Source organism: Ruminococcus sp. FC2018, assembly GCF_000621805.1.
Classification (GTDB): domain Bacteria; phylum Bacillota; class Clostridia; order Oscillospirales; family Ruminococcaceae; genus Hominimerdicola.
Window position 1 is genome coordinate 96,296 of the sequence record NZ_JHXH01000002.1, and the last position, 17,254, is coordinate 113,549.

Below are 17,254 nucleotides of genomic sequence, written 5' to 3' on the forward strand. Positions count from 1 at the left end.
GAAAACAACACCTCTGTGAGCCGATGTCTTTCTCACATCGTTATCTCCAGACTTGCGCAAGCGCAGCCACAGAGCTTTTCGCTGAGCGCATCGGGCTGGCACACCCCGGCATAAAGGGTAAAATCCTTTGAGTAGACCGCTTTTTCGCCCTTTTCGTTTACCGCCGTAAACATATCCTTGTCAAGGGCAAGACTTACTCTCTTTTTCTCCCCGGGCATAAGGCGGACTCTTTCAAAGCCGCAAAGCTTGTGGTTAGGCACAGCGTGCTCGCAGCGGTCCTTGATGTACACCTGCACCACCTCCTGCACCTCAAAGCTGCCGGTGTTTTCTATATCCACCTCTGCGGTAAAGTCCGAGTATGCAAGATCACCGCAGCGCACCTTGGAATATGTCAGACCGTAGCCGAATGGATATAGCACATTTCCCGAAACGTAACGGTATGTGCGGTTTTTCATGGAGTAGTCCTCGTAATCCGGGAGAGCGTCAGCGTCCTCGTAGAATGTAACGGGCAGCTTTCCCGAGGGGGAGATGTCTCCGAAAAGGATCTGCGCAAGGGCTTTTCCGCCCTCTGAACCGCTGTACCAGACGTGTATCAGAGCGTCGGAGTCAACAAGGGTGTTTATTGCGCTTCCTGCGGCGCACACCACGATAAGGGGCTTGCCTGTGGCTTTGAGCTTTTCAAGGAGCGTCCTCTGGCTCAGCGGCAGCATAAGGTCAGTCTTGTCACCCGAGCCGTATTCATTTCCTGCATCTCCCTGCTCACCCTCAATGGTTGCGTCCAGTCCCACACAGGCAACCACCACGTCGGAATTCTCCGCAGCAGCCATGGCTTCGGCATATCTGTCACCTGCATGGCTTATCTGGGAAACTCTGTCCTTGTAAAGGTGGCAGCCCTCTGCGAATATCACACGTCCGCCGAACCTGTCCTGTATTCCTGCGGCAAAGGTGGTGTATCTGTCTGCTTTAGGGGTGTAGTTGCCCTCAAGAGCCATTGTGCTGTCCCCGTGAGGACCGATGACCGCAACGGTCTGTATCTTGTTTTCGTCAAGGGGCAGCAGGCCGTTGTTTTTTAGAAGTACCATTGACTTCTGCGCCGCCTCAAGGGAAGCCTCTTTGTGCTGTTTGCAGCAAACAGCGGTGTAGGGAATGTCAAAGTGCTGTGTGCTGTCCAGCATACCAAGCCGTATCCTTGTCCTCATGGCGTGAACGCAGGCTTTTTTTATTGCCTCCTCGTCCACAAGGTCTCTCTCGTAAGCCTCCAGCAGATGCTCGTAGGTGCAGCCGCAGTTCACATCGCACCCTGCGTTTATCGCAAGAGCGGCGGATTCCATGGGTGAGGAGGTTATCTTGTGGGCTTCGTGGAAGTCTCTTATCGCCCAGCAGTCGGAAACAAAGTATCCGTCAAAGCCCCACTCCTTCAGCTTGTCCATAAGATAAGGGCTGGCGCAGGAAGGCTCGCCGTTGACAGCGTTGTATGCGCCCATTACCCCCTCCACCTTAGCTTCCTTTACCAGTCTTTCAAAGGCAGGAAGATACGTCTCGTTAAGGTCCTTTTCGCTGACCTGTGCGTTAAAGCCGTGGCGTGTCTCCTCGGGTCCGCTGTGAGCAGCAAAATGCTTTGCGCAGGCTGCCGCAAGCATGGTCTTTTCCTCTCCCTGAATGCCCTTTACATACTGTATACCCAGCTCGGCGGTGAGATAAGGGTCCTCGCCGTAGGTCTCCTGTCCCCGTCCCCAGCGTGGGTCACGAAAGATGTTGATGTTGGGAGCCCATAGGGTTATGCCCTTGAATTTATCCACGTCCCCGTATTTTGAATACCACTTGAATTTTGCCCGTGCCTCGGTGCCTGTTACCCTGCCTGCAAGGCGCAGCAGCTTGCGGTCAAAGGTCGCCGCAAGCCCGATAGCCTGAGGGAAAAGTGTGGAGATGCCGGAACGGGAAAAGCCGTGCAGTCCCTCTCCCCACCAGTTGTATGCCTTTATCCCAAGACGCTTGACCTCATCGGATTCGTATTTCAGTAAGCCTGCCATTTCCTCCACGGTAAGCTCCTGGACCAGAGCCTCGGCTCTTTCCTGCGGTGAAAGGGTCTCATCAAGATATTTTTTCATGATATTCCTCCTGTTGCGGTTAAATTTTCCTTACTTAGATTATAACCTTTTTTCACGGTAAAATCAACCGAAATCTGAATTTTGTTCCGGTGCACACCGCATTTTCTCCGCCCGGTGTACTGCCCCGGCTTTTCTCTTTTGAGCATAGGTGCATAAATGTGAAGCCGGCAGCAGAAAAGTTTTGTAGAAAATGAAGGATTGTAAACCGAAAGATGCAAAAATGATTGACTTTTGAAGCGACTTGCATTATAATCATATAGGTGATAATCGGGAAGTATAATGTTTTTTTGTCCGGTGCTCCCGATGCAAAGAATTTGAACATTTCGGTGGAAGAGGCCGACAAACTTTCATTTTTAGATTTATTATAAATCAGAATCTACCGCAGTACCCTTGCGTGGCAGCCGGGGGAAACCCTTTTGGAGAGAGGGTCGAAGAACGGCATAGCCGTTCTTCAGAGTAACCGTGGTAACGGTTACTCTATCCCGTCCAGACCCCCTTCCTAAACCTTTTATAGATTTTCGGCAATCGGGAGCCACACCTCCCGATCACCGAAAATGTGTAGAAGTTCAAGAGGAGAGTTTGAGGAAAAACTTTTTTCCAAGAGAATATCCCCAACTACTATGTAAGGATAATGTGATAAATTCTGAATTGACGAGGTGACACAGATGTGTGGGATAGTAGGCTTTACAAACAAGATAAAAGAAGCGGATGAAGTGATAGGCAGGATGATGGACAGGATAAAGCACCGTGGACCTGATGCGTATGGGAAATACGTAGATGACGGTGTTGCATTGGGTCACCGCAGGCTTAGCATCATAGACATAACGTCCCAGGGGGACCAGCCCATATTCAACGAAGACAGGAGCATGGTGCTGGTGTTCAACGGCGAGATATACAACTACCGTGACATTCGTAAGGAGCTTGCAGCGGCAGGCCATACATTTGCCACAAACACCGATTCCGAGGTGCTGATACATGGCTATGAGGAATACGGAGCTAAGCTTCTTGGCAAGCTAAGAGGGATGTTTGCCTTTGTTATCTGGGACAGTAAGAACAAGGAGCTTTTCGGTGCAAGGGACTTTTTTGGCATCAAGCCTATGTATTACGCAGTTATGGGCGATACGTTCATGTTCGGCTCGGAAATAAAGAGCTTTTTGGAGCACCCCGATTTCAAAAAAGAGCTTAACGAGCGTGCGCTTGAAAATTATCTCACATTCCAGTATTCCCCCACACAGGAGACCTTTTTCAAAAATGTTTATAAGCTTATGCCTGCCCACTATTTCAGATATAGCAGCGGGGAGCTGGAGGTAAAGCGTTATTGGGACATCACCTTTGAAGAGGATAAGAGCAAGAGCCTTAAAGACTGGGTGGACAGCATATCCGACACATTCAGGGATTCTGTGACAGCTCATAAGATAGCGGACGTAGAGGTGGGCTCGTTTCTTTCCAGCGGAGTGGATTCAAGCACAGTTGCGGCAGTAGCCGATGTTGACAAGACATTTACCGTTGGATTCGGGACAGATGAAAAGTACAACGAGATAGGCTTTGCCAAGGAGTTTTCAAAAGCTATCGGCAAGGATAATTACAGCAAGGTGATAAGCCCCGAGGAGTATTGGGGAAGCCTTGAAAAGATACAGTACCATATGGACGAGCCGCTGGCGGATCCATCGGCGGTAGCCCTTTATTTCGTGTGCAATATCGCATCCCGGAAGGTCAAGGTGGCACTTTCCGGCGAGGGCGCAGACGAGATATTCGGCGGATACAATGTATACAGCGACCCGGGCGGAACGTTCTACGACAGGCTGCCGGGATTTTTCAAAAGAGGGGTGGGCAAGTTAGCTTCAAAGCTGCCTGCAAAGCGTGGAGTAAACTTTTTTGTGCGAAAGGGAAAAACGGTAGAGGAAAGATTTATCGGCAACGCATATATGTTTACACCCAAGCAGCGCAAAGAGCTTTTGAAAATAACCACCGATGCGCCCGACCCAATGAAGATAACAGGGCATTATTACAAGCGGGTGAAAAAAGCGGACGACGTTACGAAGATGCAGTATCTTGACCTGCATTTGTGGCTGTCGGGAGATATCCTTCTGAAAGCGGACAAGATGAGCATGGCAAACTCCCTGGAGGTAAGGGTGCCTTTCCTGGATAAAAAGGTCATGAAGCTTGCCCAGGGGATACCCACAAAGTACAGGGTCACCCGAAAGGAAAAGACACAGCAGACAAAATACATCACAAAATATGCGATGAGGCTTGCGGCGAAAAAGAACACTCCCAAAGAAACGGAAAAGACCTCGGAAAAGAAAAAGCTGGGATTTCCCGTGCCCATAAGGGTGTGGCTGCGGGAGGACAAATACTGCGCCATTGTTAAAAAGGCGTTTGAGAGCCAAAGCTCGGAAAAGTTTTTTAACACAGCGGTGCTTGAAAAGCTGCTTGAGGACCACAAGGCTGGCAAGGCCGATAACAGCAGGAAGATATGGACGGTGTTCACCTTCCTTGTGTGGTACAGAGTATATTTTGAAAACAACGGAAAATATTGCCGGGCGGTGTGAAAGTGTCTTGACAATCCGGGCACTTGGATGTATAATGTTAGGTTAGAGATATTGCGTCCTTAGTGTCACACATTAGGGACGCTTTTTCAAGGTAAAACTGTAAGGAGTCGAGGTTATGGATTATAACAGAAAGCTTATTCTGGAGGACGGACAGGAGTATTACGGCTACGGATTCGGTGCAGACTGCGACAAGGTGTGCGAGATAGTTTTCAACACCTCAATGGTGGGTTATCAGGAGATAATCTCCGACCCGTCGTATACATATCAGGCTGTGGTCATGACATATCCCCTTATTGGCAACTACGGCATGGCTGATGACGATTACGAAACAAAGATACCGACTATCGGTGCGCTGGTGGTAAGGGAGTATAACGACGAGCCGTCGAATTTCCGGTGCAGTAAGACTCTTTCACAGGTGATGAAGGAGTACAACGTTCCGGGTATCTATGGCGTCGACACCAGAAAGATAAACCGCTCCATAAGAGATCTGGGAAGCCGAAAAGCCCTTATCACAGGGGCAGACACCCGGTTGGAGTGGGGCATGAAGATCCTGGAGCAGACCACTATCCCCACAGATGCAGTCAGAAAGGTGAGCTGTAAGGAGCCCTGGCTGTCAAGAACAGAGCATGAACGGTACACCGTTGTGGCAATCGACTGCGGAATGAAAATGAATATCGTGCGCTCGCTGAACAAGCGGGGCTGCAAGGTCATAATCGTGCCCTGGGATACCACAGCCAAGGAGATAGAAAGCTATAAGCCCGACGGCGTGTTTATTTCCAACGGACCGGGAGACCCCACCGATGTACCGCCGGTGATCGAAACTATAAAACAGCTCCGTGGAAAGCACGTTATCTTCGGCATCTGCCTCGGACACCAGATCATTTCCCTGGCGTACGGAGCAAAAACCTATAAGCTTAAATTCGGACACAGAGGGGGAAACCACCCTGTCAGGAACCTTAAAACAGGCAAGATAGAAATAACCTCGCAAAACCACTCCTATGCGGTGGATATGGAAAGTCTGAAAGATACAGACCTTACAGCGACACATATAAATCTGCTTGACAACACCATCGAGGGCGTTGAGTGCAAGGCGGACAAGGTGTTCAGCGTCCAGTACCACCCCGAAAGCGCACCCGGTCCACAGGACAGTGCATATCTGTTTGACAGATTTGTTGAGCTTATGAAGGAGGTCAGGGGAAATGCCTAAGAGAACGGATATAAAAAAGATACTGGTCATAGGCTCCGGTCCTATCGTAATCGGTCAGGCTGCGGAGTTCGACTATGCAGGCACCCAGGCTTGCCTTGCCCTTAAAGAGGAGGGCTACGAGGTAATACTGTGCAACTCCAACCCAGCCACCATAATGACCGACACCGCCATTGCGGACAAGGTGTATATGGAGCCGCTGACGCTGGAATACTGCGCAAAGATAATAAGATACGAGCGTCCTGATGCAATACTGCCCAATATCGGCGGACAGACGGGGCTCAATATCGCCATGCGCCTTGAAAAGAAAGGTGTTTTGAAGGAGTGCGGCGTGGAGCTTCTGGGTACAAAGAGCGACTGTATAGAAAAAGCAGAGGACAGAGAGCTGTTCAAGGAGCTGTGTACACAGCTTGGCGAGCCTGTGCTTCCCTCGGATATCGCAAACACCATGGAGCAGGGACTTGAGGTGGCAGAAAAAATAGGCTACCCCGTGGTGCTTCGCCCTGCATTTACCCTCGGAGGAACAGGAGGCGGATTTGCCGACAACGAGCAGGAGTTCCGCACGGTAATGAAAAACGCCCTTGCCCTTTCCCCTGTCCACCAGGTGCTTATCGAAAAGAGCATAAAGGGCTATAAAGAGATAGAGTACGAGGTGATGCGTGACTCAAACGACACCGCCCTTACTATCTGTAACATGGAAAATCTTGACCCTGTGGGAATACATACAGGTGACTCTATCGTTGTGTGCCCGTCCCAGACTCTGACCAATAAAGAGTACCATATGCTGCGTGACAGTGCGCTGAAGCTTATCCGGGCACTTCAGGTCAACGGCGGCTGCAACGTCCAGTTTGCCCTTGACCCGGACTCATTCCAGTATTACCTTATCGAGGTAAACCCGAGAGTTTCCCGCTCTTCCGCACTTGCCTCAAAGGCAAGCGGATATCCTATCGCAAGAGTTTCCGCAAAGATAGGCGTGGGAATGACCCTTGACGAGATACAGATAGCAAACACCCCCGCATCCTTCGAGCCTGCCCTTGACTATGTGGTAACAAAGATGCCAAGGTTCCCCTTTGATAAATTTGCCGATGCAAATAACTCCCTGAGCACCCAGATGAAAGCCACAGGCGAGGTAATGAGCGTGGGCAGGACTATTGAGGAGAGCCTGCTGAAAGCCATAAGGTCACTGGAGATAGGACTTTTCCACCTGGAGCATAAACGCTTTGAGTATATGAAAAAGGACGGATTGCTTGAGTATATAAAGATAGGCACCGACGACCGTATCTACGCTATCGCACAGCTTTTAAGGCTTGGGGTGGGCGAGGAAGAGATCGCACAGGCTACAAAAATAGATCCTTTCTTTATCCGCAAGCTGAAAAATATAACAGACGAGGAAGAAAAGCTGAGGGCACGCAAGGGCGACCGTGACGAGCTTTACACAGCAAAGAGAATGGGCTTTTCCGACAGGGAGATCGCAGTGCTTTGGGATATGACCGAAACACAGGTCTTTGAGCTTCGCAGCAAGCTGGGTATCACCCCTGTGTATAAGATGATAGATACCTGTGCGTCGGAGTTTGAGAGCTATATTCCGTACTTCTATTCCACATACGAGCAGGAAAACGAGTCTATCGTTTCCGACAAGAAAAAGATAATCGTCCTTGGCTCCGGTCCTATACGTATCGGACAGGGCGTGGAGTTTGACTATTCCACCGTCCATGCCGTAAAGACTATCAAGTCCGCAGGCTATGAGGCTATAATAATAAACAATAACCCCGAAACGGTATCCACCGACTATACCTGCTCGGACAAGCTGTATTTCGAGCCTCTGTGCGTCGAGGACGTTATGAACGTTATCCGGCTGGAAAAGCCGGAGGGTGTTATTGCCACTCTGGGCGGTCAGACGGCTATCAACCTTGCCCAGCCTCTGGCGGATATGGGAGTAAGGATAATCGGCACCGACTGCGCCGCCATCGACAGGGCGGAAAACAGGGATAGCTTTGAAAAGCTGCTTATCGACCTTAATATACCCCAGCCAAAGGGACAGGCAGTAACAAATATCGAAGCAGGCATTAAGGCAGCCGAAGAGATAGGCTACCCTGTGCTTGTGCGCCCGAGCTTCGTGCTTGGCGGCAGAGCCATGCAGATAGTTGCCAAGGAAGAGGCACTGCGCCACTACCTTAAAACCGCCGTTGAGATAGACGAGGACAAACCTGTGCTGGTGGATAAGTATATCCGAGGCAAGGAAGTGGAGGTGGACGCTATCTGCGACGGCGAGCAGGTGTTTGTGCCGGGAATAATGGAGCTTGTCGAAAGAACAGGCGTACACTCCGGCGACTCTATCAGCGTGTATCCGTCGTTCAGCATCTCAAAGAAGGTCAAGGATACCATACTTGAGTACACAAGAAAGCTGGGCCTTGGCATAGGTATAATCGGTCTGTTCAATATCCAGTTCATCGTTGATTCACAGGAAAATGTCTACATCATCGAGGTAAACCCCCGCTCGTCAAGAACGGTGCCGTTTTTGTCAAAGGCAACCGGCTATTCGCTGGCTGACATCGCAACCCTTGTCAACCTGGGCAAGAGCCTGAAGGAGCAGGGCATAACCGAGATATACCCCAAGGAAAAGGAACGCTACTATGTTAAGGTGCCTGCGTTCTCGTTCTCAAAGCTCAGCGGTATGGACGCATATCTATCCCCTGAGATGAAGTCCACAGGTGAGGCGATAGGCTACGACAAAAAGCTCCACAGAGCAATGTACAAGGCGCTTATCGCATCGGGCGTGCATATGCAGAACTACGGAACGGTGGTCGTTACCCTTGCCGACGAGGACAAGCAGGAGGCTTTGCCGCTGGTCAAGAGATTTTATAACATGGGCTTTAACATCGAGGCGACTATCGGAACGGCTAATTTCCTCAAAGAGCATGGCATAAAGACCCGTGTCCGCCGCAAGATAAGCGAGGGCAGCAAGGATATTCTGGATTCTATCCGCTCGGGATATGTAAGCTATGTGCTCAACACAAGGGCGATCCTTTCGGGCGTGCACTACGAGGACGGTGTGCAGATACGCCGCTGCGCTATCCAGAACAACGTCACGATGCTCACCTCGCTGGATACGGTGAGAGTGCTGCTTGATGTGCTTGAAGAAATGACAATGGGTATTTCGACAATAGATGCCGAATAAAAAAAGACCGATGAGAGCGTTATGCTTTCATCGGTTTTTTGTTATTGCGACAAATTAGAGTTTGTACTATTATCAAATCAGTAGAGGTATGCCCGAAGGGGTTTTAGGGGGCGATCGGAAAGCCCCCTAAACAAGAGCCATTCAATCCGCCTTTTTGCAGGCGGATTGCGGAAAAAAGTGAGTGTATTCTCCGTAGGGGCACGCCCTCTCTTGCAGGGCGTCCCCTCTTTCAAACAGTCCACAGGACTGTTTGAAATTCACCCCTTGCCGAGCGCGCGAAGCGTCAGGGTATTCCGCCGTCTGCGGACGGCGGCAAGGGCGCCGCCCTTGACCCGCCAGCCTTTTTTACGAGAAAAGGCTGGACCGAAAAACCTGTCTTGTCTTTGGCAAGCCCTTATAGGTCGTTCAGACCCACAAATACTGATTTATGCCTTTACTATTCTGAAGAAATGGAACACCTCAAATCCGTCTGCTGTCGGGGCAGCTTCCTCCCAGCCGTCGTCGCCCTCGGTGAAGAGCTTTCCGTCCTCCTCTTTCCATTTTCCGACGTGACCGACAACGAAATTGTCATCAAACGGCTCGCCCTCGTCGCCGACTATAGCCTTTGGCATAAGCTGCTTGAATGTTCCGTCCTGCTCAAACAGGTAGGCAGCCTGTGCCATGACCTTCTGCATCGGGTGGATACTGTCGTCGGCAGCGACCTGTTCTGCGGTTTTCCAAGTCTGCTTGAAGTCCTTATCCATTACGTTGACCTGTGCGATCTTCCACATACCAAGAATGTCCATAGTTACAACTCCTTTATAGTCAATTACTGCGGGAACAGCGGCAGCTTTTCAAGGAACACGATATCCTCTCTGTCTGCTGCCTCGCCCTCTGCAAGTACAGCGGATCTGCAGGCGATAACTCCCCCTGCCTCCTCGCACAGCTTTTCAAGTGCGGTGAGGGATTCGCCGGTGCTGATAACGTCGTCTGCGATAAGTACCTTTTTGCCTTTAAGCCGTGCAGCGTCCTCTTTGGACAGGTACAAAGTCTGCACACCCAGGGTGGTTATAGACTTCACGTTTACCGATATGGGGTCGGACATATACAGCTTTACGCTCTTTCTGCCGACTACATAGTTCTTGCCGCTTTGTCTTGCAAGCTCAAAAGCCAGGGGTATCCCCTTTGACTCAGCAGTGAGGATAACGTCAAAATCCCCCACCTTTTTGAGAAGCTCCCTTGCGCAGGCAACTGTCAGCTCCACATCGGAGAACATAACGAATGCAGCTATGCTGAGCTTTTCGTTGACCGGAAGAATAGGCAGCTCTCTTTCAAGTCCTGCAACTTTGAGTGTATAGGTTTGCATAATTATCAGTCCTTAAAATATATTTTAACAACATTATTTTAACACCGCAGGCAGGGTTTGTCAACACCGCATAGCTGCAAATCTACCTGTTAAGGGCATTTTTTCACCTGTGACACCTACCCCCTTGAAAAAGCCGGGAGTATGTGTTATCATGTGTAGGATGAAACAGGTGAGAAAAGGGGTGAGAGTATGAGCGCAGATGTGAGGGAGTATCAGTGCCCCAGCTGCGGTGCGGACCTGCATTTTGCCGAGGACCGGTTTATGATAACCTGCAGCTACTGCGGGGCAAGAGTTGAAAGAGAGCTTGACCGAAGCGAGCATGATAAGGTCAGCGCAAGAAAACAGCTGAAAACGGTAAAAAAATACTATGACGATACACTCACGCTCCACAAGCTACAAAAGGAACGTGACCGTGCAAAGCAACGGGTGAAGCTGTGCTCGGAAAACTCCCTGGCAGAGCTTACACTGCTTGAAAAGCACCCGTATATAGTGTTCGCAGCGGCTTTTGTGCTGTCCGTTGCAGTGTTTTTGTTTGACCCCCGTTCTGTGGGATTGCGGGTGGTGAGCCTGCTTATCCTGCTTGCGTCGCTGCCGGTGTTTGTTGTGCAGTTCAAAAAGGGCAGAGATAAAAAACAGCTTATCGACCAGTCTGCCCGGCGGCTGGATATAACTCAAAAGGAGTTTGTGAAAGCAGGGGACGAGCTGGAGAAGTTTGAGAAAAGCTTTGATATAAGCGTAATACCCCACGGGTACAGGGATATAAAAACCCTGGAGTATATGATCCATGTCTTTGAAACCTACCAGGCAGCTACCATGGGGGAGTGTCTGAAGCTGTGTGACGAGTATCTTGCGCAGCAGCGTATGGAGGATCTGAAAAGGCAGCAGCTTGCAAGGGTCATGATGATCTCCCAGTCGCTGAAAAGAGAGCGTGAAAGCAACGCCGTTTCCTCTGACGGGATCCCGCTTATGAAAAGAGGCTCCTTTGCGGAGATAGTGATGGCAAAGAAAAAAGCTGAGTCCGGCAGGGACGCAGGAGCAGATCTGATGATGGCTCTTGCCAGAGCAAGCGCAGAGGGGAAAAATAAGGAATAAGGAGAACGCATCGTGGAGGGCATATATAACGACGTGAAGTGCCGTACGGGCGAACAGCGCATTAACGGCGAATGGGTAAAAGCGCTTATATACGACACCGAGCTTGACGGAGAGAACGAACAGGCTCTTGTGAAAGCAGGCTTTACCGACCTTGAAAACGGATTGTGGGCAAAGGTGCTGACAAACGAGCAGTACCGTGAGATAAACAAGGCGTTTGAGCAGCAGCGTGAAAAGCGTGAAAAACAGCAGCTCAGACAAAAGAAGCAGCAAAATGAGAAGGATATAAACTTTGAAACGAGGCGGCAGGCGTATAACAGCAAAATGGCATCACGCAGAGCAAAAATGAGAACGCTGAAGCTGGACTTTGCGGGAATATCCATATTTGCCGAGATAATCAGCTTTGCGCTGATTGTAATATCGGTGCTGTACAGGTCAGACAGGGAGCTGAGATATCTTGCCCTGCCCATGTGGGTAAGCCTGTCGTTCATGCCGCTGTCGATAGTCGGTGTGGCTCTGGCGGCGTATAAAAAAGCCCCTGAGTTTTATATCGTTCTGGCAGGAATAATGGTCATAGCCGCAGTGGCAGTCCACGATATGGCGTCTTTGACCCTTGGGATAATAGCAGCAGCTTATGTGGCCTTTTACCTGCTCACCCACAGCATAACCAATATGAAAAGCGAGCCGGAATATCCCGATTACTTTGATAAAAGCCCCGGGGAGTTCAGATAAGGCTGCCGCCACAAGGAGCAAATGGCACTTTCACACAAGAATAAATAACTGCAATAATGCGGGACCGCTGCAAAATTATGGGCGGTCCTGCTTTTTTGTTCCCGGGACTTAAAAATGTGCCTGAAAGGTTGAAAACTATCAAAATATATGATATAATACAACTAAGTATATGCAGCCCCAAAGCAAGGGGCTTGGGATAGGATATTACCAATATCGGCAAGGGGGACATTTTGTGGAGAAGAAAGGCTCGAAAAGACAGTTTATACACGCCGTGATAGTGGCTTTAGTGTGCATTATAGTCAACTGTATCGGACGTGAGCTGGCAACAAAATACCAGCTGCCGGGCTGGTTGGATACATTCGGAACGTTTTTCAGCGCATACACCCTGGGACCTGTTCCCGGAGCAATAGTCGGTCTGTCAGGCAATGTGATACTTGGCTTTTGGACACGTTCTGTGCTGGCATATTCTGTTGTAAGTATATTTATAGGTCTGACCGTAGGCTTTATGGCACGCAAACGGTATTTTGATACCCTGTTCCATACAATGACCGTTGCAGGCTTTACAAGTATAGGAGCCGTGGTCATATCCACCGTGATAAACCTTATCATCGCCGACGGAAATACCGGCAATATATGGGGCAACGGCGTAAAGGATATGTTTATGGAAAGCGGCTGGAACAAGTACATTTCCTCGTTTGTGGGCGAGCTTTATCTTGAGTTCCCCGACAAGCTTTTTGCGGCGCTGTGTATGTATGTAATGGTAAAGCTTGTCCGCAGGGTGAGCCAAAAGGGAAGTAAGGATGCCGCAAGAGCATCTGCCGCCACGACCGCTGCCGTAGCAGTTCTGCTCAGTGCGGTGATAGCCCCTGTGGGCATACAGGCTCAGGCTGCCGATGCAAAGCAAACCGGTGAAGGTGAAACCGGCAGGGATTCCTATATACAGACCGTGTTCAACGGCACAAACGGACTTGCCTGCGGTCACGCAAATGCAGTAGCGCAGACCAACGACGGCGTTATGTGGATCGGTACATATGCCGGACTTTACAGATATAACGGAACCGAGTTCAAGCATATGATCGAGTTTGAAGAGATAAAAAACGTAAACTATCTTTATGTTGACGGCGAAGGAAGACTCTGGGTAGGTACAAACGATAACGGCGTGGTCATTGTCATAAACGAAAAGGTGACAAACGTTATAAAGCAGGAAAATGGGCTCCCCTCAAACTCTATCCGCTCAATAGTCCAGAGCGCAAGCGGCGAGTATTATGTGGGCACTGCCAGCGGCGTGGTCTCCATCGAGCTGAAAATGGGTATCACGGTAAAGAAAGAGATACCCGACGTGGGCTATGTAAACAGCATAAGCGCAGATACCACCGGCTATGTCGCAGCGGTAAGCAGCGAGGGCGGGCTGTTCATAATGAAGGACAATGAGGTGACAGCCAGGTTTGAGAACGGAGCCCTGGGTTCCGAGCTTGCAAGCTGTAACTTTGCCGCTGACGGGTCACTTTATGCCGGAACAGCCGACGGCAAGATACTTGTTATAAAACTGGGCGCAAACAAAGCCACTGTGGAAAAAACATATACCTGTAAAGATATCGTGAGGATAAACGGAGTTTACCCCGACATCGACGGGCGTGTATGGATATGTGCCGACAACGGTATCGGCTTTGTGGACGCAAGCGGAAGCTTCACAAAGCAGGAAACGGGTGATTTTGACCAGTCCATAAAAAATATGATGGTGGACTACCAGGGCAACCTGTGGTTTGCATCTCTCAGACTGGGACTTCTGCGTCTTTCCGGGTCATCCTTTACAGACCTGTTTGCCGACTGCGGCATACAGCCCAGCGTGGTGAATACCACCGCCATTGACAGAGACCTGCTTTATGCGGGGGCAGACAACGGTCTTATCATGCTTAACCTGAAAACACACAAGCGTGTGCTCAATGGGCTTACCGACCATTATAAGGGGGTAAGGATACGCTGTATATGCAAAGACAAAAACAATAACGTCTGGATAAGCACCTTCGGCAAGGGTCTTGCCGTGGTAGACAGACAGGGCACCATAACCGACTATACCGAGAAATTCCCGGAAATAGGCGACTGGATAAGGACCACACTTGAGCTTGACGACGGCACCATAGCTGTCAGTGCCTCCGACGGCATCTTCTTTATGAAAAACGGCAGCATCAGCTCAAAGATAGCCTATGATGATAAATTCGGACTGGCGCAGGCACTTTGCTTCCTCCAGACTCCCGACGGAACACTTTATGCAGGCACCGACGGAAACGGAATAGCCGTGATAAAGGACGGCAAGGCGCAAAAGCATATCACCCGTGAGGACGGACTTACCTCAGAGGTCATCCTGCGTCTGGTACACGACCCGCAGGATAACAGAGTCTATATCGTTACCTCCAACAGCATATGCACCATGTCCGACGACGGCAAGGTGTCACAGGTCAAAGCCTTCCCCTATTCCAATAACTATGACGTTATGATAGACAATAGCGGAGACCTGCTCGTGACCGGAAGCGCAGGTATATATGTTGTAAACAAGAAAGCATTGCTTGAGGGCAAGGACCCCGAGTATACCATACTGGATTCCCGATCGGGACTGGTGGGCTCGCTGACAGCAAATTCGTGGAATTCCGCCGACAGCAGCAGGAATGTATACCTTTCCTCTGACCGTGGCGTTTTCGTGATGAACCTTGACAACTATCTTCTCAGACAGAGATCCTTCAGAATAATGCTCACCGAGATGCGTCTGGACGATAAGACCGGCAGTATAGACCGTGATACCGACCTTGCCATCGACCGTGATGTGCATAAGATCGAATTTTTCCCCGAGATAATCAATTATACCCACGATGACCCCACGGTCTCCTACTACCTTGAAGGCTTTGAAAAGGACTGGACTAACGTCCGCCGCAGCGAGCTGATCTCGGTACAGTACACAAACCTTGATCCGGGAAATTATACCTTCCACCTTGCCATAAGGGACGACGGCGGCAATATCGTTGAGGAGAGCCAGTTCAGGTTCCATAAGCAAAAAGCTATCTACGACAACGGCTGGTTCATGATCTATGTTATCGGCGTAGCAGGCGTGTTTGTAGGCTGGCTCACATGGTTCGTCACAAGAACAAGGATCCAAAGAACTCTGGAGCTTCAGCAGACAAAGCTGTCCATGGCTTTGCAGCAGGTACAGATGGGCAACGAAACGATCCTTGCCATCGCAAAAACAGTCGACGCCAAGGACCTTCGTACAAGTAAGCATTCCCAGAGGGTGTCGGAGTATTCCGCAATGATAGCCCATGAGTACGGCTTCACAGACGACGAAGTCGAAAATCTGCGAAAGGCAGCACTGCTGCACGATATCGGTAAGATAGGTATACCCGATTCGGTGCTCAATAAGCCTGCAAGGCTCACCGATGAGGAGTATGCCGTAATGAAGACCCACGTTACAAGAGGAGCGGAAATACTCAAAGACTTTACCCTTATCGACCACGTCGTGGAAGGTGCAAGATTCCACCACGAGCGATATGACGGAAGAGGCTATCCCGACGGTCTGAAGGGTGAGGAGATACCTCTGTACGGAAGGATAATCGCCATTGCCGATGCCTTTGATGCCATGACCGCAAACAGAGTCTACCGTAAGCGACAGGATTTTGATTATGTCATGGGCGAGCTGCATAAGGGCAGGGGAACACAGTTTGACCCGCAGCTGCTTGACATTTTCCTCAAGCTTATCGACGACAAGAAGATAGATATCGACGCTCTCTATAAGGGCGAACACCAGAAGGATGAGGAGGAGCAGCAATGACAAAGGGAATGAAGAATATAATTGCCGCCCTCATTGCCGGGGTGATGTCCATAGCCGTTTTTTACGGGGTGTACCGATTTGAGCAGTCACACAGCAGGAAGAATAAGGACATCAAAGCCGGGTTTATCTTTGACGGCGATGCCAGCACCCCCTATACCGCCAATTTTATCAAAGCGGTCAACCAGATAAAGACTACCTACGGCGATAAAGTGGAGGCAGTTGAAAAATACAACGTGCCCTATGAAGATGCCGAGGAAGTGATGACCCAAATGGCTGACGACGGGTGCGCTATTATCTTCACCAATTCCTACGGGTACGGAGAAACCGCAAAGAAAATGGCGGAGAAATACCCCGAAATACAGTTTTGCGAGGCGACCTGCGACAACGCAAATTCCGAGCCGCAGCTTAAAAACTACCATAACTTCATGGGCGAGATATATCAGGCAAGATATGCCAGCGGCGTAGTTGCCGGGGCAAAGCTCAAGGAAATGATAGAAAAGGGCGTTATCACCAAAGACCAGGCAGTTGTTGGCTTTGTGGCAGCCTACCCGGTGGCGGAGGTGATCTCGGGATATACCGCCTTTCTTATGGGCGTGCGCTCACAGTGTGAAAACGCCGTGATGAAGGTAAAGTATATAAACACCTGGACAAATTACGCACTTGAAAAGAATGTGGCGCAGCAGCTTATAGACGAGGGCTGCGTGATAATATCCCACCACTCCAACACCATAGGCTCGGCGATAGCCTGTGAGAATGCCGGCAAGAGCTATCCTGTGTACCACGTGGGATACAACCAGGACATGATGAACGTTGCCCCCAGGACTGCCCTTACCAGCTGCCGCATAGACTGGGAGCCGTATATGTCAGCCGCCATTGAAGCGGTGATAAACGACCGTGACATTGAGAGCAATTCAGAGGGCAGAAAGAACGGAAGAGATGTAAGCGGCGGATTCAAAGAGGGGTGGGTAAAGCTTCTTGAAATAAACTCCGCCCTTGCCTCCGAGGATATCAAAAAGCTTGCGCAGGATACAATAAAGGACTTTGAAAAGGGAAAGATACACGTTTTCAAAGGGGATTATACAGGAGTTGACCCCAACGATCCCAACGATACATACGACCTGAATAAGGAGTATGTGGAAAATGAAAAGTCCTCTGCCCCCACCTTCCATTACGTCCTGAAGGATATAATCACCGTTGTGGAATAAAAAAACCTCCCGGCAGGAAGAAAAGAT

General features: G+C 50.0%; 10 protein-coding genes. 7 read left to right on the forward strand and 3 right to left on the reverse strand.

All coding sequences use genetic code 11. From position 1 onward, the window contains the following. Positions 1 to 32: 32 nt before the first annotated feature. On the reverse strand, positions 33 to 2,108 hold the full coding sequence (locus T494_RS0101800) for a glycoside hydrolase family 3 C-terminal domain-containing protein (RefSeq protein WP_028504822.1): 2,076 nt from the start codon (positions 2,106 to 2,108) through the stop codon (positions 33 to 35). A 665-nt stretch (positions 2,109 to 2,773) separates the two neighbouring features. On the opposite strand from T494_RS0101800, the gene asnB reads away from it, so the two are divergent. The 3 genes from asnB to carB all read left to right on the forward strand — a co-directional run bounded on the left by asnB (position 2,774) and on the right by carB (position 9,039). Then, entirely contained in the window at positions 2,774 to 4,657 is a 1,884-nt protein-coding gene (gene asnB, locus T494_RS0101805; protein WP_028504823.1) for an asparagine synthase (glutamine-hydrolyzing), read from the forward strand. Positions 4,658 to 4,772: 115 nt separating this feature from the next. Continuing rightward, positions 4,773 to 5,864, forward strand: coding sequence for a glutamine-hydrolyzing carbamoyl-phosphate synthase small subunit (gene carA, locus T494_RS0101810; protein ID WP_028504824.1), 1,092 nt, complete (start codon positions 4,773 to 4,775; stop codon positions 5,862 to 5,864). Beyond that, the gene (gene carB / locus T494_RS0101815; protein WP_028504825.1) at positions 5,857 to 9,039 is read left to right on the forward strand and encodes a carbamoyl-phosphate synthase large subunit; all 3,183 of its coding nucleotides are present in this window, start codon (positions 5,857 to 5,859) and stop codon (positions 9,037 to 9,039) included. Before carA ends, carB begins: the two co-directional genes overlap by 8 nt. A gap of 425 nt (positions 9,040 to 9,464) precedes the next feature. On the opposite strand, the gene T494_RS0101820 is transcribed toward carB, so the two are convergent. Further along, complete coding sequence (locus tag T494_RS0101820; RefSeq protein WP_028504826.1) at positions 9,465 to 9,824, reverse strand: hypothetical protein; 360 nt, start codon at positions 9,822 to 9,824, stop codon at positions 9,465 to 9,467. A 23-nt stretch (positions 9,825 to 9,847) separates the two neighbouring features. Continuing rightward, complete coding sequence (locus T494_RS0101825; RefSeq protein ID WP_028504827.1) at positions 9,848 to 10,384, reverse strand: phosphoribosyltransferase family protein; 537 nt, start codon at positions 10,382 to 10,384, stop codon at positions 9,848 to 9,850. A gap of 189 nt (positions 10,385 to 10,573) precedes the next feature. On the opposite strand from T494_RS0101825, the gene T494_RS0101830 reads away from it, so the two are divergent. The 4 genes from T494_RS0101830 to T494_RS11950 all read left to right on the forward strand — a co-directional run bounded on the left by T494_RS0101830 (position 10,574) and on the right by T494_RS11950 (position 17,227). After that, complete coding sequence (locus tag T494_RS0101830) at positions 10,574 to 11,476, forward strand: PrgI family protein (protein WP_028504828.1); 903 nt, start codon at positions 10,574 to 10,576, stop codon at positions 11,474 to 11,476. Between the two features lie 12 nt (positions 11,477 to 11,488). Beyond that, positions 11,489 to 12,205, forward strand: a complete 717-nt coding sequence (locus T494_RS0101835) for a hypothetical protein (RefSeq protein ID WP_028504829.1) — start codon at positions 11,489 to 11,491, stop codon at positions 12,203 to 12,205. 232 nt (positions 12,206 to 12,437) lie between these two features. Then, positions 12,438 to 16,022: an HD domain-containing phosphohydrolase gene (locus tag T494_RS0101840; RefSeq protein WP_051539872.1), complete on the forward strand. Its 3,585-nt coding sequence runs from the start codon at positions 12,438 to 12,440 to the stop codon at positions 16,020 to 16,022. Further along, on the forward strand, positions 16,019 to 17,227 hold the full coding sequence (locus T494_RS11950) for a BMP family ABC transporter substrate-binding protein (protein ID WP_051539875.1): 1,209 nt from the start codon (positions 16,019 to 16,021) through the stop codon (positions 17,225 to 17,227). Before T494_RS0101840 ends, T494_RS11950 begins: the two co-directional genes overlap by 4 nt. Positions 17,228 to 17,254: the final 27 nt, after the last annotated feature.